Origin of the sequence: Streptomyces sp. NPDC016562, assembly GCF_043076955.1 — a bacterium.
Lineage (GTDB): Bacteria > Actinomycetota > Actinomycetes > Streptomycetales > Streptomycetaceae > Streptomyces.
The window spans coordinates 12,368-30,151 of record NZ_JBIBRZ010000001.1 but is presented as its reverse complement, the minus strand read 5'-3'; the positions used below and the strand labels follow the sequence as shown (position 1 = coordinate 30,151).

Here is a 17,784-nt window from a genome sequence, read left to right as displayed (position 1 = left end):
GAATGGAGGGAGCGTAAGGGGGCGCTTTCGCCACGCGTGCTTTTCGCGCTGATCTTCACCGGCCTACCGTCTCCCTACCGTCGTGAACACGGGTGTTGCGGGGGAGTGCTGCGGGGAGTGGTGGTGCGGCCATGGCGGAGCTCGTCAGGATCTGCGATCAGGCCGGGCGAGCGCGCGGCAGCGGATTCGTCGCCGACGACCGCGGGACGGTCGTCACCAGCCATGAGGCCGTCGACGGGCTGAGCCGGGTCGTGCTGCACGGGCCGGGACCGGCCGGGCGGACCTGGCTGGCCGAGGCGGCCGACGTGACCGCGCTGCCGGGGCTGGCGCTGGCGCTCGTACGGACCGACGGGCTCGGGGTGCGGCCGCTGCCCGTGTCCGCGCGCCCGGTGATCGATCCCGGGACGTACGTACGGCTGCCCGCGCGGGGATGGCGCCAAGCGCGGGTGCTGGCCGGCGGGGGCGTCGAGGTCGCGTATGCCGCCACGGACCGGTGCCACGCGGTGCCCCGGGGCGCGGCCGTGGAGCTGGCGATCGGGACGGACGGGCGGGACGCGCTGCTGCTGGGCGGGGAGGCCTGCGGGGGCCCGGTCCTCGACGCGGGGACCGGAGCGGTGCTCGCGGTCGTGAACACCGCCCTGCGGGCGGAGCACCGCTCCGGAGGCTTCGCGGTGGCGCTGTGCGCGGCCGCCGGAGCCGATCCGCGCGGGCCGCTGGCCGCGCTGCTGGAACGCAACGCCGCGACCGTACCGGGCCACGGGGCCGACCTGAACCTCGCCGGGGCGCTGGAACTGGCCGCGCTCACCGTCGCGGCGGCCTGCCCGCCGCACGCTCCCGGGTCCGATCCGGCTCCGGTGGAGCGCCCCGACCTCGACGCCGCACTGGACGCCTTCACGGCGGGGGACCGCCCGGTCCTCGGCCTGGCCGGACGCCCGGGTACCGGCCGCACCACGGCCCTCGTCGCCCTGGCCGCCCGCCGCGCGCGGGGCCCCCGCCCGGCGCCGACCCTCTGGCTGCGGGGCGCGGACCTGCACGGGGCGGACACCTCCCTGGCCGACGCGGTGACGCGGGCGCTGACGACGGCAGGCCGCACCGCCTCGTCCCCCGACCCCGTACCTCCCGCGGGCACTCCCACAGACCCGCCCCCGCCCGGGCACGAACGCGAGGCCCGGCCGCCGGACGCGGCGCACGCCGCTGCCGAAGCAGGCTCGGGGGCCACCGTGCCCGTCGGGATCGGGGAGCGGGTCGCGGGGCTGGTCGCGGGAGCGGGGCGGGCGCTTCTCGTGGTGCTCGACGCGGCGGAGGAGATGCCGGCCGAGCTCGCGCAGCGGCTCGCGCCCTGGAGCTCGGCCACCGCGGGGTGGCTGGCACGGACCGGCGTGCGGCTGGTCGTCGCCGCCCGGCCCGAGTACTGGGAGCGGGCCGGCGCCCTCTATCCGCCCGAGGTGCTGCACCGCCCGGCCCGAGCCGCCCGGGGGCTGCCGCCCGCGCTCGCGGTCGGCGACCTGACCCCGGCCGAGGCCGCGACCGCCCGGGCCCGGCTCGGGATCCCCGAAGGCGCCGTCCGCGAGGCCGACGCCCGGCATCCGCTCACCCTGCGCCTGCTCGCCGGGATCCGGGCCGCCGGGGTCACCGCCGGACGCCCCGGCCGCGACGAGGTCTTCGCCGCCCACCTGGACCTGACCGCCCTGCGGGTCGCCGTCCGCATCGCCGCCGCGACCGGCGCGGTGCACGGCCCGGGAGTGAGGCGGCTCGCCGCGCGCGTGGCAGGCAGCGTGCACGAGGCCGCGCGGCGCTGTCTGGGCGCCGGGCAGGGGCAGTTGGACCGGGCTTCCTTCGAGGAGCTGTTCCCCTGGCGGACGGGCTGGGCCCCGGCCGTGCTCACCGAGGGGCTGCTGGTGCCCGCGGGCCCCGGCTACCGCTTCGCCCACGAGGAACTGTCCGACTGGATCCAGGCCGGCCACCTGGACGTCCCGACGGCCCTCGCCTCCCTCGTCCACGGCCTCGCCGGCCCGGGCCTGCCCGTGCCCCGGCACCGGATCGGGCCCGTCCTGGAGGCCCTGTGCCGGCTCTCCCCGGACCGCCTGGCCGCCGAACTGACCGCGCTGGTCCACGCCCTGAACCGCTTCGCCGAGGAACCGGCCGACCCCGACCGCACGTGGTGGGCCGCCCGGCTGCTGCGCGAGACCCTGCTGCGGGTCCCCGACGCCCGCCGCCACCTCCCCGTCCTGCACGCCCTCGCCGAGCACGTCGCCCGGGCCGGCCCCGGCGACTTCGCAGGCCGGTTCTGGAACCGGCTGCGCCTGCCCGAGCCCGACCGGCTCGACCTGCTGCGCCGCCTGCTGCCCGCCGATCCCGCCGACGCGGCCCCGGGCGAGCGCTACCTCGACGCCGCGGCCCGCCGCCTCACCCGGGATCCGCAGCGCGTGCAGCCCCTGCTCTGCGCCTGGTTCACCGACGGGCGCCGGCTGCGCGGCCGCCCCGGGGCCACCGTCGCCACCGCGGCCCAGGCCCTGCTGCACACCCACCGCCGCCCCGCCCTCGACGACCTCACCGAGGCGCTCGCCGACGCCGCGCACCCGTGCGCCGACGAGCTGCTCGCCGCCCTCGCCGAGGACGAGCCCTCCGCGATGTGCCGGGCCGTGCACCGCTGGGCGCACGACGAACGCCCCGGGCGGCGGGCCGCGGCCGCGGCCCACGGAATCGCCACCGCCCCGCACGCGCGCACCCCCGCCGACCGCGACCTGCTGCGCGCCGCCGCCCGGGCGCTGCTGGCGCGCCCCGCCGACGCGACCCTGCACGGCAGCGCCCTGGCGATCCTGCTGCGCGACCCGCAGGCGCGCGGCCGCTACCTGCCCGCCGCCCTGGCCTGCTTCCGCGCCCCCGAGCACGGCGCCCGGCTGCCCGCGGCGGCCCTGGTCGCGGCGCTGCCCGTACTGCCGGACCCGGACGCGGTGTTCGCCGCCCTGCGGGCCCGGGCCGACGGGGAGGTGGTGCGCGCCCTGGCGGCGCTGACCACGCCGGGGCTGGCCCGGCGCGCGGCCGACCTCGTACGGGAGCACCTGGCGCGGTGTCCGGCCGACGCCCCGCACGCCGCCGCCTTCGTCGAGCTGCGGCTCGCACAGGGCCCGGCCGCGGCCCCCGTGCTGCGCCCGCTGGTCTTGGACCTGCTGCGGACCGCCCCGGCCGGGGTCAGGGCCGCGCTGGCCGCCGTACTGGCCGCCCCCGGCACGGAGTCCTCGTACGCCCTGCGCGGCGAGCTGGCCGGCGTACTGCTGCGCGAGGAGGCCGATCCGCAGGTGCTGGACGCCTTCCTCGGCGCCCTCGCCGCGGGGACCGCCGGGCGCCCGCGGGAGCGCACGCGGGAGCTGCTGCGGGCGACCGGGCGACAGCTGGGCCGGGCCCCGGGCGGGGCGGCGGTGTTCGAACGGCGGACGGTGGAGCTGGCCCGGGCGCAGCCGGCCTTCGGCGCGCTGGTGGCCGGCTGGCTGGCGCAGGCGGGTACGGAGGCCGCCGCCCTGCTGGGACCCGGCGCCCGCCGGACGGTGGAGGCCCTCGGCGGGGCGGCCCCGGACGTGACCTGACGATCCCGGACCTGACCTGATGATCCCGGACGCCGATGCGGGGCACCGGGCACCGGCATGGCAGTCTTAGACCTGCAATCGGCAATCAGTTCAAGGACTAAACGGGTTCGGGCGAGGAGCGGTCACAGTGCAGCGCTGGCGTGGCTTGGAGGACATCCCCCAGGACTGGGGACGCAGCGTCGTCACCATCGGCTCCTACGACGGCGTGCACCGCGGTCATCAGCTGATCATCGGACGGGCCGTGGCCAAGGCCCACGCGCTCGGCCTCCCGTCCGTCGTCGTCACCTTCAGCCCCCACCCCAGCGAGGTCGTCCGCCCCGGCAGCCACCCGCCGATCCTGGCGCCGTACGACCGGCGCGCCGAGCTGATGGCCGGGCTCGGTGTGGACGCGCTGCTGATCCTGCCGTTCACCGCGGAGTTCTCGAAGCTGTCCCCGGCCGACTTCATCGTCAAGGTGCTCGTCGACAAGCTGCACGCGCGGGCCGTCATCGAGGGCCCGAACTTCCGCTTCGGCCACCGGGCGGCGGGGAACGTCGACTTCCTGCGCGAGCTGGGCGGCACGTACGACTACGAGGTCGACGTGGTGGACCTGGTCGAGCGGGGAGAGGCGGGCGGCGGCGTGCCGTTCTCCTCGACGCTCGCGCGCAAGCTGGTCTCCGAGGGCGACATGGAGGGCGCGGCCGAGGTCCTGGGGCGTCCGCACCGGGTCGAGGGCGTGGTGGTGCGCGGCGCGCAGCGCGGGCGCGAGCTCGGCTACCCGACGGCGAACGTCGAGACGCCGCCGCACACCGCGATCCCGGCGGACGGGGTGTACGCGGGCTGGCTGACGGCCGACGGCGAGCGGATGCCCGCCGCGATCTCGGTGGGGACGAACGTGCAGTTCGACGCCACCGAGCGAACCGTGGAGGCGTACGCGATCGACCGGATCGGGCTGGACCTGTACGGGAAGCACGTGGCCGTCGACTTCCTCGCCTACGTGCGGGGGATGGCGAAGTTCGAGTCGCTGGACGGGCTGCTGGAGGCCATCGCCGACGACGTGAAGCGGGCGCGGGTGCTGACGGACGCGTACGACGCGCACCGCTGACGCGCGGGGCGACGCGACGCGCGCGAGAACGAGGGAGGGCCCGTACCGGTGGTACGGGCCCTCCCTCGTTCAGCCGAGGCGCGGGTCGCGCGGGGGCTGCTGCTGCGGGTTCTGCGGGTTCTGCGGTTGCTGGGGGGCCGGGGGCTGCTGCCAGGGCTGGCCGGGCTGCGGGTACGGCTGGCCGTAGGGCTGCTGCGGCTGCGGGGCCTGCGGCGGCTGCTGGTACGGCGGCTGGCCCTGGGGCTGGCCGTACGGCTGCTGGGGATACGGCTGGGGCTGATGCGGCTGCTGGGGCTGCTGAGCACCCCAGTGCCCCTGCGGGGCCTGCTGCTGGGCCCGTACGAAGTCCTCGGCGACGAGCGCGGACAGGTTGAAGTACGCCTCGCGCGTCTTGGGCCGCATCATGTCGAGGTCGACCTCCGCGCCCGCGGCGAGGTGTTCGTCGAACGGCACGACGACCACACCGCGGCAGCGGGTCTCGAAGTGCTGCACGATGTCCTCGATCTTGATCATCTTGCTGGTCTCGCGGACTCCCGAGATGACCGTGAGGGAGCGGGAGACGAGGTCGGCGTACCCGTGCGCGGAGAGCCAGTCGAGGGTGGTGCTGGCGCTGCTGGCGCCGTCCACGGACGGGGTCGAGATGATGATCAGCTGATCGGCCAGGTCCAGGACGCCGCGCATGGCGGAGTAGAGGAGGCCGGTGCCCGAGTCGGTGAGGATGATCGGGTACTGGCGGCCCAGCGTCTCGATGACGCGGCGGTAGTCCTCGTCGTTGAAGGTCGTCGAGACGGCCGGGTCCACGTCGTTGGCGATGATCTCCAGACCGGAGGGCGCCTGGGACGTGAACCGGCGGATGTCCATGTACGAGTGCAGGTACGGGATCGCCTGGACCAGGTCCCGGATCGTGGCGCCGGTCTCGCGGCGGACACGGCGGCCGAGGGTGCCGGCGTCGGGGTTCGCGTCGATGGCCAGGATCTTGTCCTGGCGCTCGGTGGCGAGGGTGGCGCCGAGGGCGGTGGTGGTCGTGGTCTTGCCGACACCGCCCTTGAGGGAGATGACGGCGATGCGGTAGCAGGACATGACCGGCGTGCGGATGAGTTCCAGCTTGCGCTGGCGTTCCGCTTCGGCCGCCTTGCCGCCGAAGCGGAAGAGGCCGCCGCCGCCGTTGTTGTTCTTGGGCTTCTGCTTGTTGCGCAGCAGGCGGTCGGAGGACAGCTCGACGGCGGCGGTGTAGCCGAGCGGCGCGCCGCCGGTGGTCTGGCCGGCCGAGTAACGCGGGTCGTGCGGCTGCGGCGGCTGGGGCTGCTGGTACGGCGGCTGGCCCTGGGGCTGGCCGTACGGCGGCTGCTGCTGAGGCTGGGGGTACGGCTGCTGTTGCGGCGGCGGCTGGGGCTGCTGGTGCTGCGGCGGGGCCGGAGCCGGAGCCGGCGGGGGGAACGGGTAGGCGTCCTGAGCCGCGAACGCGGGCGGCAGCGGCGGCAGTTCGCCGACGGGCCCGCCGAAGGCGTTCTCCGCGCGGGGCTGCGGTACGTCCGAGGGGCTGACCGGCGCCGGTGCCTGCTCGGCGGGGGGCAGCAGCGGGGTGCCGTCGGCGGGCGTGTCCGCAGGACCGGCCCAGCGCTCGGGCGAGCCCTCCGGCGCGGGAGCGGCAGCCTCGGCGACGGGTTCGGCGGTGGGGGAGGGCGCCGGGTCCGCGAACGGCGGGGCGGGAGGGGCCGGCGGGGCGTCGGCCACGGGCGCGTCCTCGACCGGGGCGGGAGCCGCGGCGACCGGCGCCGGTGCGTCGAGCGCGGGCACCGGCGGGGCGTCCTCGACCGGAGCAGGGGCAGGTTCAGAGGCGGTCTCGAACCTCGGAGCGGGAGCCACAGGCTCGACCGGAGCCACCACCGGCTCGGCCGGCGGAGCAGGGAACGGAGCCGGAGCGGAGTACGGAGCCGGCGTCGGTGCCTGGTCGGGTGCGCCCGCCTCGGCCGGAGCCGGAGCGGGAGTGGAGTACGGAGGCGGCGTGAGTGCCTGGTCGGATGCGCCCGCCTCGGCCGGAGCCGGAGCGGGGAACGGCGCGGGGGCCGGAGTCGGAGCCGGAGCGGAGTACGGAAGCGGCGTCGGTGTCCGGTCCGGTGCGCCCGCCTCGGCCTCGGCCGAAGCCGAAGCCGAAGCCGGGAACGCGGACGGCCCCGCAGCCGGGAACGCGGACGGCGCGCCCTCGCCCTCGGACGGGGTCCGCGGCGCCGACGGCGCGATCCGCATCGTCGACGGCGAGTCCAAGTCCGTGGGCCGGTGCGGCTCGAAGCCGCTGCCCTCGGGGAGCCCGGGGACCTGCGCGGCCGGGGCCGCGCCCTGCGTGTACCAGGCGGGCGGGGTGTAGTCGATGGTGAACTCGCCCGTCAGCTCGGGCTCCGCGTCGGACTGATCGTCCGTCGGGACGTCCCACGTCCCGCCGCGCCTCTCGTTCCGATCGCCGCTCACTGGTCCTCCTGGTCTGTCGCACACTGGTCCGGCGCCCACCTCGCCGCGCCCGGACCCACCCTAATCGCGCCCCGACACCACTGTCCGCCCCCCTCGGGGGGCGGCGGTCAGTCGATGCGGCGCGCCGGACCCAGCAAGCCCGATTCCGCTTCCGTCCCCTGGGTCATCACGAACTGCCGGTCCCGCGGCGTGCACCACAGCGTCACCCCGTCGCCCAGCGTCGGCAGGGCCTCCACGGCCTGGCGCGGCAGCCGCATCAGCTGCCCGATGTGCCCCGCCTCGTCCGGGGACACCCGCTGCACGCCCACCAGCGAGGACTGCTGGAGCAGCCGCGGGGCCGTCGGGCTCAGATACGGCAGCAGGGTCAGCACCGACTGCCACGGCCCGGCCACCACGCGCCCGCGCGGCGGACGCATGCCGCAGTCGCGGATCACCAGCACCGGGCTGCCCGCCGACGCGCCCTGCGGCGGGATCCGGCCCACCTCGTGCAGGGTCACGCACTGCTGCCCGCCGCCCGCGGCCTGGGCCAGTCCGGCCCACACCTGTCCGCGCCCGGTCTCCACGGCCACCCGGGCGCCCGTGGCCGCCGCGCGCAGCGCGAGCACCTGCGCGGTCCACAGGCCGCCGATCAGCGTCACCTCGTACGGCGTGGGCCGGTTGATGCCGAGCACCGCCGGCCGCCCCTCGGCGTCCACGCCGATGACGACCCCGTCGTCACCCACGGGCAGCCCCAGCGCGTCCAGGTCCACCGCGGGCACCACGTGCCGCTCGCGCTGCGGGCCGATCAGCCCGAAACCGCCCCTCATCGCGTCCCTCCCAGCGGCAGCGAAGCCAGCAGCCCCGGTACCTGTTCACGGTCGAGGCGGACCAGTCCGGTCTTCACGCCCCGGGCCGTCCTCTCCAACTCGCGGCGCGCCGCGACCAGTTCCTCGTCGCTGCGCCCCGTCACCCGTACGTGTCCGGTCAGGGTGACGCCCTGTCGCTCCGCCGGGGCCATCGTCAGGCTGAAGTTGGTCGCGAGCGCGGGCAGCGAGGTCAGCAGGGCCACGAACTGCGGCAGGGCCGCGGCCCCCGAGCCGCCCAGCTGCGGCCAGCGGCCGATCCAGTAGGTCGTGTGCCGCCGGTCGTCGCACCGCCAGGTCCGCGAGGTCTCCTCGGTACGCCGTCCCGTACTGGCCGACCGTCCCGCCTGGGTGATCGCCATCGGGTTCGCGCACGAGGAGGTGGCCAGGGCCGCCGTCAGCTCCTGCTCGGTCAGCACGGTCGCCTTGAACCCGGCGCCGGCCAGCCGGCTCGCCAACTGGTCCGCGGCGCGCACCACGCACCGCTGCGCGCCGGCCAGCCCGCCACCGCGCGCGGTGACGGCCTCGGGGCACAGCTCGGGGTCGAGCTTGAGCGCGATCCAGGTCAGCCGCACCGCCGGGGAACCGGTCCGGGCCTGCAGCGGCGCGTAGTTGCGGGCGGCCATCGACTGGGCCGGGAGGTGCGGCGCCGGCGCCGGCTGGGTGTGCTGCACCAGCTGCGCCGACTCCAGCCGGATGCCGTCCACTTCGAGGATGTCCCGTACGAGGCCCAGCGGCAGCGGCCGCGCCGCCCGGTCGGGCCGCAGCGCGGTGGCGTCCGTGTCGACCTGCACGACCGCGGTCAGGAACGTCCCGTCACCGATCATTCCGACGGGCCGCCGCTCGCGGTCGCTGAAGGTGAGCGTGCGCAGCGCCGGATCGGCCTCGACCAGCGGCGCCAGCCCCGGCTCGGTGCCCGCGGGCACGGCGAGGGACGCGGCCCGGCGCCGGCGCGCACGCAGGGCGAGCGCGCTGCCGATCCACTCCGGCAGGGAGCGCTGGTGGCGGCGTACGACCGCGAGCACCACCAGGACGAGGGCCAGTACGCCGGCGGGAGCCAGCAGCAGCGGCTCGACCACCCACGCCACCAGCAGGGCGGCCGCGGCCACTTGCAGCAGTACGAGCTGTTGCAGTCGGAATGGACCGAAGCGGCCGGGGCTCGACTTCGGATGCGGCGTCACCCCGCCGCGTGCGGGTGCGGGCGCGCCAGTCTGCGGCTCCGTCGCGGTGGCCATCACTCCCGCACTTCCCCTTCCCGGGGCCAGACCCCATGAGTTCCGGCGGACTCCGGAACCTCCCCAATCCACCCCAACAAGCCCTGATTACCCCGGTCCGGAAGGCGCTGAGCGGCGAGCTCACCCTACCCGGCCCCTGCATACCGTCCGTCAAGAGGCATAGTAGGTGCCCGGTCCGACAAACGAGGCCCTGGGACCGTGTTCACCGGCCGGGCCGTGCGGGGAGAAGCAGGCGGTCATGGCATCACGACGTGATGAGCTCAACGCGTACACCTTTGCGAAGCGGCGCACGGTGGCCGCGTTCCTCCAGCCATCCGCCACCGGGACCGAGGAGGGTGCGCCCCGCCCGCTGCGCGCCGTCCTTCCGGGGATGATCGTCGGTGCGCTCGTGCTCGCCGGATTCGGCGCCTGGGGGATGTTCAAGCCGACGGCGCCCAAGGGCTGGGCGGAGCCGGGGACCAAGGTGATCGTCGGCAAGGACTCGACGACCCGGTACGTGGTCCTCACCACCAAGGTCAACGGCAAGGACCAGACCCGCCTGCACCCGGTGCTGAACCTGGCCTCGGCCCGACTCCTGCTGGACCCCGCGAAGTTCAAGGTGATCCAGGTCGACGACAAGGTCCTCGACGCGGGCAAGCCGCCGCGCGGACCCATCATCGGCATCCCGTACGCCCCCGACCGGCTCCCCTCCAAGGACGAGGCCGGCAAGGCCAAGCGCTGGGCCGTGTGCCAGCAGCCGGGCGGCAACGGCAGCGGCGTGCAGAGCGCCACCTTCGTCCTCGCCGACCGCGAGGCGTCCCTGACGGACGACGCCCGCAGGCTCACCGACACCCAGTCGCTGTACGTGCAGAGCACCGGCGCGGGCAAGGAGCGCTACCTGATCGACGCGGCGGGGACGAAGTACAAGTTCCCGGAGGGCACACCGGCCGCGGCGACGATGACCAACGCGCTGGTCGGCACCGGCGCCACCCCGCAGCAGGTCACCCCGGAATGGCTGGGCACCCTCAACTCCGGCGAGGACCTCGCCTTCCCGCAGCTGCCCGGCAAGGCCGCCGAACCCGCCAACGTCAAGGGCCTGATCACCGCCGACAACAAGGTCGGCATGGTGCTCAAGGCCCAGACCGGATCCGGGGCGCAGCACTACGTGGTCCTGCCCGGGAAGGTCGCCCCCGTCTCCGACTTCGTCGCCTGGCTGCTGATCTCGGCGCCGGCGACCGACGGCCTGAACATGCACGGCAAGGCCCGCGAGATCGACCTCCAGTCGATCAACCCGGAGGCCACCCCGTTCGCCGGCGAGGTCAAGTGGCCGCAGAAGAAGACCGACCGGGTCAACCAGACGGCGCCCGCCGCCGGCGGGCAGGCGACCGGCGCCCACCACCGCGACACCGTCTGCAACGTCCTGCGCTCGGTCGACGGCCAGGGCGGTCAGACGCTGAGCACGTGGGCGGGCACCGGCTTCCCCATCGACATCACCGCCAGCGGCACCAGCGCGTACGTCACCCCGGGCTCGGGTCTGCTCTACACCCAGGTCCAGGGCAAGCAGACCACGGCCGGCGGCTCCCTGTTCCTGGTCACCGACACCGGCCTGCGCTACGCCGTCCAGGCCAACGGCGACAGCGACGCCGAGCAGTCCAAGATCGGCGCGCCGGACCAGCAGAAGGGGGGCTCCGACGGCCGCCCCGAGCCCAGCCAGGCGCAGGTCCGGCTCGGCTACGGCACCGTCACCCCGGCCCTGGTGCCGATCGCCTGGTCGGAGTTCCTCTCCAAGGGCCCGCGCCTGGACACCAACTCCGCTCGCCAGCCCCAGGGTTCGTGAGGATGCGACCGATGCCCCAGTACCTCGGGCCCCGCCGCGCCCTCCTCACGGCCGCCCTCGCCCTGCCCCTGCTCTGCGCCGCCACGGGCGCGGCCGGCGCGGCCTCCGGGCCCGCGCCGCAGCCCCCGTACGCCTTCGGCCTGGACGGGGCGGGGGAGTGCACCTTCCCGATGAAGAAGCAGATCGCGGACCGCCCCTGGGCTCTGCAGCGGCTTCTCCTCGACGAGCTCTGGGCCCAGACCAAGGGCAAGGACAAGAACGGCCACCCCGTCCGGGTCGCGGTCATCGACACCGGCGTGGACCGGGCGAACCCGCAGCTCAGCGGGGCCATCGACACCGGCGCCGGCAAGGACCTCGTCGACCCCAAGGGCGGCGACGGCACGACCGACACCATCGGCCACGGCACCAAGGTCGCCGGACTGATCGCGGCCCGCCCCCAGGAGGGCACCGGCTTCGTCGGCCTGGCCCCGGACGCGGTGATCATCCCCATCCGGCAGAACGACGGGCAGGGCAAGGGCAACGCCCTGTCGCTGAGCCAGGCGGTCGACCACGCCGTGGCCAAGGGCGCCCAGGTGATCAACATCTCGCAGGACACCGACGTGCCGATGTCCGCGGACTCCGAGCTCGGGAAGTCGGTCCAGAAGGCCATCGCCGCCAACGTCGTGGTGGTGGCCTCGGCGGGCAACGACGGCATGAGCGGCGAGAAGCGCAAGACCTACCCGGCGGCCTTCCCCGGAGTGCTCGCGGTGGGTTCCTCGGACCGCAACAACGAGCGCGCCGCGTTCTCCCAGCCCGGCGACTTCATCGGCGTCGCGGCGCCCGGCGTCGACATGGTCTCCACCGTCCCCGGCTTCGGCCAGTGCATCGACAACGGCACCAGCTTCTCCGCGCCGTACGTGGCCGGGGTCGCCGCCCTGCTGCGCGCCGAGCACGGGGACTGGTCGGTGCAGCAGATCGTCTGGCAGATCCAGAACACCGCCGAACGCTCGGTCAAGGGCCGTGACGACTACGTCGGCTGGGGCGTCGTCGACCCGGTGCGCGCACTGAGCCAGGACCAGGAGGCCCCCAAGGCCCCGGTCCCGGACCCGGGCCCGCCGGCGGCGGCGGCCCCCGAGGCGGCGCCGCTGCAGCTCACCGAGACGGCGCAGGAGCGCGAGGAGCGGTACGGCACGTACGCTCTGGGCATCGGCGCCGTCCTCATCGCCGTCATCGCCGGAACCGCGACGGTCCTGCGCGAGGCGCGGGGCCGCCGACGCCGTTTGCAGTGAACGGTCACAGTTCATCAACGGAAGCGGCCCACCGGTGTTGGGCCTGTGCGATGAACTGGCTAGAGTGGCAGCAGGCTTCACGAGTGTGATCGGGGGATCGCGTGAAGCGGAGGGGGCGCCAGGGGCGCGTGGCTCAAAGCCGCGCCAGGCGATGTCCGCTCCGCCACGCATTCCGCCGGTTCCGCCGGCGAATTGAGAAGTGAGGAGCTTCGGATGAGCACGAACACTTTCGGACTTGCAGACGATCCGATCGTCCAGGCGAAGAACAAGATCTCCGAAACGGCCAATGCCGTGACCACCCAGGCCCGCGAGCTGGCCGACATCCTCGCCACGGTGAGCGCCGGCTGGACCGGTGTGGGTGCCTCGGGGTTCGTCTCCGCCCAGACGGTGGTGAACGAGGACCACGACGAGATCCGTCGTCTGCTCGGCGTCCTGCACAACGCGGTCGCCCAGACCAAGAACCTGAGCAACGCTCAGGACGACGACGTGCGCGCCGCGTTCAAGGCCGTCCAGGCGAGCGCCGGTGGCAACGGCTCCGGCCTCAACGGCATCTGACGCACGCCTTTTCCCGGTACCCCGCTCAGCGCGAAGGAGAATCACATGGCTGCCAACGACGGCCACACAAAGGTCCAGTACGAGAGCGTCCAGCAGATGGCCAACCGCATCCGCCAGGTCTCGAAGAAGATCGTCGACGACCTGTCCGCCATGGACCAGGCGCTGAAGGTCGTCACGGACACCTGGGACGGCGAGGCGCACGGCTCGTACGTCCAGCTGCAGGCCAAGTACAAGGGCAAGGCCGAGCACATGAAGAACACGCTGGAGCAGGTCGCCCAGCTCATCGAGCGCGGCAAGGACGACTACCGCTCCACGGACAAGAAGGCGTCCAGCCTGTTCACCGAGGCCTTCTGAGCCCGGTCGGTACGCACGTCCGTACACGCCGAAGGGGCGCGCCCACACAGGGCGCGCCCCTTCGGCGTCGGCCGGCGGATCCCGTCAGGGGCGGTGCCGGTCCAGGTCGAACTCGCCGTCCCTGGCGCCCAGTACGAAGGCCTCCCACTCGGCGGCCGTGTAGCGCAGCACCGTGTCCCGGTCCAGCGACGACCGCATGGCCACCGCCCCCTCGGGGAGCCGGGCGATCTCGACCCGCTCCTCGTCCGGGCTGGTCCCGGGCGGGCCCTCCCACTCCACGCCGCTGATGTCGAGCGCGTAGAGCTCGTCCTTCTCCTGCTGAGTGCCCATGGGAGGCCTTTCCCTCGGTGGAGCGGTCTTCACCGCCGATTATCGGTGCCGGGCCGCCGGCGGGGACGGGTTTCGCCCCGATCCCGCCGACGGCCGCGCGCGTACCGCCCGGTCACATGCCGCCCGGCATCCGGCCCAGCTGCACGAGCGAGGTACCCCGTCGGCGCGAGGCGAAGTACGCCCGGCCCGGCGGCATCGGACGCGGCCGCACGTTGCCGACCAGGTCGCCCTCGGACGGGTCGCCCGACAGGACGATGCCCTGCGCGCCCAGCTCCTTGAAGCGCTGCATGAACGGCTCGTACAGCGAGCGCGAGGCACCCGCCGAGTTGCGGGCGATGATGAAGCGGACGCCCGTGTCCCGGGCGAAGGGCAGGAACTCCACCAGCGGCGCCAGCGGATTGCCCTGGCTGGTGGAGACCAGGTCGTAGTCGTCGATGATGATGAAGACGTCCGGGCCCGTCCACCAGCTGCGGTCGCGCAGCTGCTGCGGGGTGACGTCGGTCGGCGGCTGCCGACGCGAGAACACCCCGCCCAGCGCCTCCATGTGCATCTGCAGGGAGCTCGCCATCGGCGCGTACTCCAGCAGGTGCTCCTCCGGCAGCGCCCCCAGCAGGCTGCGGCGGTAGTCGCCGACGACCAGGCGCGCCTGGTCGGGCGTGTAGCGCTGCGCGATCTGCTGGGCGATGAGCCGCAGCAGGTTCGTCTTGCCCGACTCGCTCTCGCCGAAGACGAGGAGGAACGGATCCGACTCGAAGTCGACGAACACCGGCTCCAGATCGGTCTCGTCGATGCCGATCGCGATCCCGCGGCCGGGGTGCTCGCCGCCCTTGGGCAGCTGGTCGGCGTGGAGGAGCCGCGGCAGCAGCCGTACGCCCGGAGCCGCCGGCCCCGCCCAGTTCTGCTTCACGGCCTCCACGAAGGCCGCCGTGGCCTCCGACAGGTCCTCCGCGTCGTGCGAGCCGTCGATGCGCGGGAGCGCGCCGAGGAAGTGCAGCTTCTCCGGCACCTGGCCACGGCCCGGCATCCCCGGGGGGACGTTCGCCGCGACCTTGCGGTCGAACTCGGAGTCCATCGTGTCGCCGAGCCGCAGCTCCAGGCGGCTGAGCATCTGGTCCTTGAGCGCGGCCCGGACCTCCATGTACCGCGCCGCGGTGATCACCACGTGGATGCCGTAGCCCAGACCGCGGGAGGCGATGTCCGTGACGATCTGCTCCAGGCCCTCGTACTCGCCCCGGAAGTTGCCCCAGCCGTCGATGAGCAGGAACACGTCGCCCCACGGCTCACCGGGCAGGTCGCCCGCCGCCCGGCGCCGCCGGTAGGTGCCGATCGAGTCGATGTTGTTCGCGCGGAAGAACTCCTCGCGGCGGTTGAGGATGCCCCCCACCTCTGCGACCGTACGCCGCACCCGCTCCGGGTCCAGGCGCGAGGCGATCCCGCCCACGTGCGGCAGCTCGGAGATCGCCGACAGGCTGCCACCGCCGAAGTCCAGCCCGTAGAACTGCACTTCGCGCGGCGTGTGCGTCAGCGCGAAGGCCGAGATCAGCGTCCGCATCAGCGTCGACTTGCCGGACTGCGGGCCGCCGACCACCATCATGTGGCCCGCCGCACCAGAGAAGTCCCGGTACAGCACCTCACGCCGCTGCTCGAAGGGCTTGTCGATGAGGCCGAGCGGTACGACGAGCCCGCCGGGCCGCGTGTACCCGTCCGCGTGCAGCCCGCGCTCCGCGCTCGGCGCCAGCGCCGGCAGCAGCTGGTCCAGCGGCGGCGCCTGGTCGAGCGGCGGCAGCCACACCTGGTGCGCCGGTACGCCCTGCCCCTCCAGCCGGCTCACGATCACGTCCAGCACGGTGTCCGCGAGCGCGTCGTCCTCCCGCGGCGCCTGCTGCGCCGCCAGGTACGCGGGGTCCGGAGCCGCGTACACGACCGGCACCGGGGCCGCCGTGAACAGCGCGGGCCGCCGCTCCACCGGGAACAGGCCGACCGACAGGTCCGGGCCGCCCGAGCGGTAGGTGCCCGAGACGTACGCCGCCTTGAAGCGGGTCATCTCGTCCGTACCGAACTTCAGATAGCCCGAGCCGGGCACCGACGGCAGGTGGTAGGCGTCCGGCACACCGATCGCCGTCCGCGACTCCGCCGCCGAGAAGGTCCGCAGACCGATCCGGTACGAGAGGTACGTGTCCAGGCCACGCAGCTTGCCCTCCTCCAGGCGCTGTGAGGCCAGCAGCAGGTGCACGCCCAGCGAACGGCCGATGCGGCCGATCTGGATGAACATGTCGATGAAGTCCGGCTTCGCCGTCAGCAGCTCGCTGAACTCGTCGATCACCAGCACCAGCGAGGCCAGCGGCTCCAGCGGGGCGCCGGCCGCGCGGGCCTTCTCGTAGTCGTGGATGTTCGCGTAGTTGCCCGCCGAACGCAGCAGCTCCTGACGGCGCTGGAGCTCGCCGCGGATCGAGTCGCCCATGCGGTCCACGAGCGTGAGGTCGTCCGCCAGGTTGGTGATGACGGCCGCGACGTGCGGCATCTGCCCCATGCCGGTGAAGGTCGCACCGCCCTTGAAGTCGGCGAGGACGAAGTTCAGCGTCTCCGAGGTGTGCGTGACCGCCAGACCCAGCACCAGCGTGCGCAGCAGCTCCGACTTGCCGGAACCGGTCGCGCCCACGCACAGGCCGTGCGGGCCCATGCCCTCCTGCGCGGCCTCCTTGAGGTCCAGCATGACCGGGGCGCCGTCCTCGCCGACACCGATCGGCACGCGCAGCCGCTCACCGGCCGACCTGGGCCGCCAGGTCCGCGCCACGTCCACCGCGGCCGCGTCGCCCAGGTTCAGCAGGTCCGTGAAGTCCAGGTTGGCGAGCAGCGGCTCGTCGTCGTCCCCGCCGCCCGTGCGCAGCGGCGCCAGCTGCCGGGCCAGGGCCTCGGCCGCGGGCAGCGACAGCGTGTCCGGGACGCCCTCGTACGCGACGCCCGCGCCCGACTCCAGGCGCAGCCGGCCCGGCCGCACCACGACCGACAGCCCGCCGCGGGGCTCGTCCAGCTCGCCGCCGACCACCTCGACGATGGTGACGCCCTGCAGGCCCTCGGCCGCCGCGAACACCGAGTCCGGCGGCACCATCCCGCCGTCGAGCACGACCACCAGGTGCGGCTGGTCCAGGACCGGGGACACCTCGCGGCTGAACCGCGGCCGGCCCTCCAGCCGGGGCGCCAGCAGCGCCTCCAGCTCGGAGAGGTGATCGCCGAACAGCCGCTTCGTACCGGCCCCGTCGACCTGACCGGGCACCTGGGTGTGCGGCAGCCACTTCGTCCAGTCCCACGAGGGCACCGCGCCCGGCGCCGCGACCACGGCCACCACCAGGTCCTCGGGGGAGTGCAGCGTCGCCAGCTGGGCGACCAGCGACCGCGCGGTGCTGCGCGCGGAGTCCGGCTCCCCGGACACCGTCACGTGGTAGAAGGCGCGGATCGACACCGCCACCGGCAGTCCGTCGAGCGAGGAGTGCACCTTCAGGAAGCGCTGCATCGCGCCCGCGGTCAGCGGCTCCAGCTCGTCGACGGGCGCCGTCTCCGGCGCCACCAGCGCGGTCGCCAGGCGCTGCGCACCCAGCCCGAGCCGGGCCTGCCCGAAGTCCGGGTCGCCGACCCGCCGTTCCCACAGCCGCGAGCCCTCCGCCACCACCGACCACAACTGCTCGGGGGCCGGGTGCAGATAGAGCTGCGCGTCGCGCTGCGCCCGCGCGGTGCGGCGCACCTGACGGCGGGTCTGCGCGAGGTATTTGAGGTAGTCGCGGCGCACATCGGCCATTTGCCCCTGCGTACCGCGACGGTGGCGCACCAACTGGGCGACGACCATGCCCACCGTCGACACCAGCATCAGGCTGCCCATGATGCGCATGAACGGCGCCGCACCCGGCATGAAGAAGAAGACGACGGACGAGCCCATGCCGAGCATCGGCAGGAGCTGCATCAGCATGCCCTCCTGCTGCCCGCGCGGGAGTTCCGGCGGAGCCTCCAGTCTCAGCTCGTCCGAGGGAACCTCGGGCGGCAGGGACCGCGGCGGGCGTTTGACGACGATCTGGCTCACCGGAGCATCAATCCCTCGAAAACGGACGGGACGTCATAACCGGCGCCCCCAAGTCCCGGGCGCGAAGGGGGTCTCCCCCACGCGACGGTGATCCTACTTGCCGACAGTCGGCCATACGCCCGGTAGGGTGGCGCCGCAGCATGCGCATCCGCGAATCGTCCGCCGGTGCGGGCACCAA

The 17,784-nt window shown here is 74.3% G+C and carries 11 protein-coding genes; 6 read left to right on the top strand and 5 right to left on the bottom strand.

Going from position 1 to position 17,784, the window contains the following annotated elements; genetic code table 11:
* The first annotated feature begins 131 nt into the window (after positions 1-131).
* Positions 132-3,584, top strand: a complete 3,453-nt coding sequence (locus ACF059_RS00115; protein ID WP_392049498.1) for a serine protease — start codon at positions 132-134, stop codon at positions 3,582-3,584.
* 127 nt (positions 3,585-3,711) lie between these two features.
* Positions 3,712-4,668, top strand: coding sequence for a bifunctional riboflavin kinase/FAD synthetase (locus tag ACF059_RS00110; protein ID WP_392049495.1), 957 nt, complete (start codon positions 3,712-3,714; stop codon positions 4,666-4,668).
* A gap of 69 nt (positions 4,669-4,737) precedes the next feature.
* Here ACF059_RS00110 and ACF059_RS00105 read toward each other — a convergent pair whose 3' ends face one another.
* The 3 genes from ACF059_RS00105 to eccE all read right to left on the bottom strand — a co-directional run bounded on the left by ACF059_RS00105 (position 4,738) and on the right by eccE (position 9,211).
* Positions 4,738-7,134: an SCO5717 family growth-regulating ATPase gene (locus ACF059_RS00105; protein ID WP_392049492.1), complete on the bottom strand. Its 2,397-nt coding sequence runs from the start codon at positions 7,132-7,134 to the stop codon at positions 4,738-4,740.
* Positions 7,135-7,241: 107 nt separating this feature from the next.
* On the bottom strand, positions 7,242-7,940 hold the full coding sequence (locus tag ACF059_RS00100) for a hypothetical protein (protein ID WP_392049489.1): 699 nt from the start codon (positions 7,938-7,940) through the stop codon (positions 7,242-7,244).
* Complete coding sequence (gene eccE / locus ACF059_RS00095; protein WP_392049486.1) at positions 7,937-9,211, bottom strand: type VII secretion protein EccE; 1,275 nt, start codon at positions 9,209-9,211, stop codon at positions 7,937-7,939. Before eccE ends, ACF059_RS00100 begins: the two co-directional genes overlap by 4 nt.
* A gap of 238 nt (positions 9,212-9,449) precedes the next feature.
* Here eccE and eccB point away from each other — a divergent pair, with 238 nt between their 5' ends.
* From eccB to ACF059_RS00075, 4 genes are all read left to right on the top strand, one after another.
* Positions 9,450-11,027 carry a type VII secretion protein EccB gene (gene eccB / locus ACF059_RS00090; RefSeq protein WP_392049483.1) on the top strand — a complete coding sequence of 526 codons (1,578 nt, stop codon included), beginning with the start codon at positions 9,450-9,452 and terminating at the stop codon, positions 11,025-11,027.
* A gap of 11 nt (positions 11,028-11,038) precedes the next feature.
* Positions 11,039-12,295 carry a type VII secretion-associated serine protease mycosin gene (gene mycP / locus ACF059_RS00085; RefSeq protein WP_392049480.1) on the top strand — a complete coding sequence of 419 codons (1,257 nt, stop codon included), beginning with the start codon at positions 11,039-11,041 and terminating at the stop codon, positions 12,293-12,295.
* Between the two features lie 213 nt (positions 12,296-12,508).
* Positions 12,509-12,850, top strand: coding sequence for a WXG100 family type VII secretion target (locus ACF059_RS00080; RefSeq protein WP_361948676.1), 342 nt, complete (start codon positions 12,509-12,511; stop codon positions 12,848-12,850).
* A 45-nt stretch (positions 12,851-12,895) separates the two neighbouring features.
* The gene (locus tag ACF059_RS00075) at positions 12,896-13,204 is read left to right on the top strand and encodes a WXG100 family type VII secretion target (RefSeq protein WP_360901848.1); all 309 of its coding nucleotides are present in this window, start codon (positions 12,896-12,898) and stop codon (positions 13,202-13,204) included.
* 84 nt (positions 13,205-13,288) lie between these two features.
* Here the strand turns inward: ACF059_RS00075 and ACF059_RS00070 are convergent, their stop codons facing one another.
* Both ACF059_RS00070 and eccCa read right to left on the bottom strand, forming a co-directional pair.
* Positions 13,289-13,534, bottom strand: coding sequence for a DUF397 domain-containing protein (locus tag ACF059_RS00070; protein ID WP_030708695.1), 246 nt, complete (start codon positions 13,532-13,534; stop codon positions 13,289-13,291).
* Positions 13,535-13,646: 112 nt separating this feature from the next.
* Positions 13,647-17,606 carry a type VII secretion protein EccCa gene (gene eccCa, locus ACF059_RS00065; protein ID WP_392049476.1) on the bottom strand — a complete coding sequence of 1,320 codons (3,960 nt, stop codon included), beginning with the start codon at positions 17,604-17,606 and terminating at the stop codon, positions 13,647-13,649.
* Positions 17,607-17,784: the final 178 nt, after the last annotated feature.

What these genes read in the sequence shown, in the direction of transcription:
- ACF059_RS00115 (WP_392049498.1), top strand. Translation starts at nt 132, where the DNA reads ATGGCGGAGCTCGTCAGGATCTGCGATCAGGCCGGGCGAGCGCGCGGC.
- ACF059_RS00100 (WP_392049489.1), bottom strand. Translation starts at nt 7,940, where the DNA reads ATGAGGGGCGGTTTCGGGCTGATCGGCCCGCAGCGCGAGCGGCACGTG.
- eccE (WP_392049486.1), bottom strand. Translation starts at nt 9,211, where the DNA reads ATGGCCACCGCGACGGAGCCGCAGACTGGCGCGCCCGCACCCGCACGC.
- eccB (WP_392049483.1), top strand. Translation starts at nt 9,450, where the DNA reads ATGGCATCACGACGTGATGAGCTCAACGCGTACACCTTTGCGAAGCGG.
- mycP (WP_392049480.1), top strand. Translation starts at nt 11,039, where the DNA reads ATGCCCCAGTACCTCGGGCCCCGCCGCGCCCTCCTCACGGCCGCCCTC.
- ACF059_RS00080 (WP_361948676.1), top strand. Translation starts at nt 12,509, where the DNA reads ATGAGCACGAACACTTTCGGACTTGCAGACGATCCGATCGTCCAGGCG.
- ACF059_RS00075 (WP_360901848.1), top strand. Translation starts at nt 12,896, where the DNA reads ATGGCTGCCAACGACGGCCACACAAAGGTCCAGTACGAGAGCGTCCAG.
- ACF059_RS00070 (WP_030708695.1), bottom strand. Translation starts at nt 13,534, where the DNA reads ATGGGCACTCAGCAGGAGAAGGACGAGCTCTACGCGCTCGACATCAGC.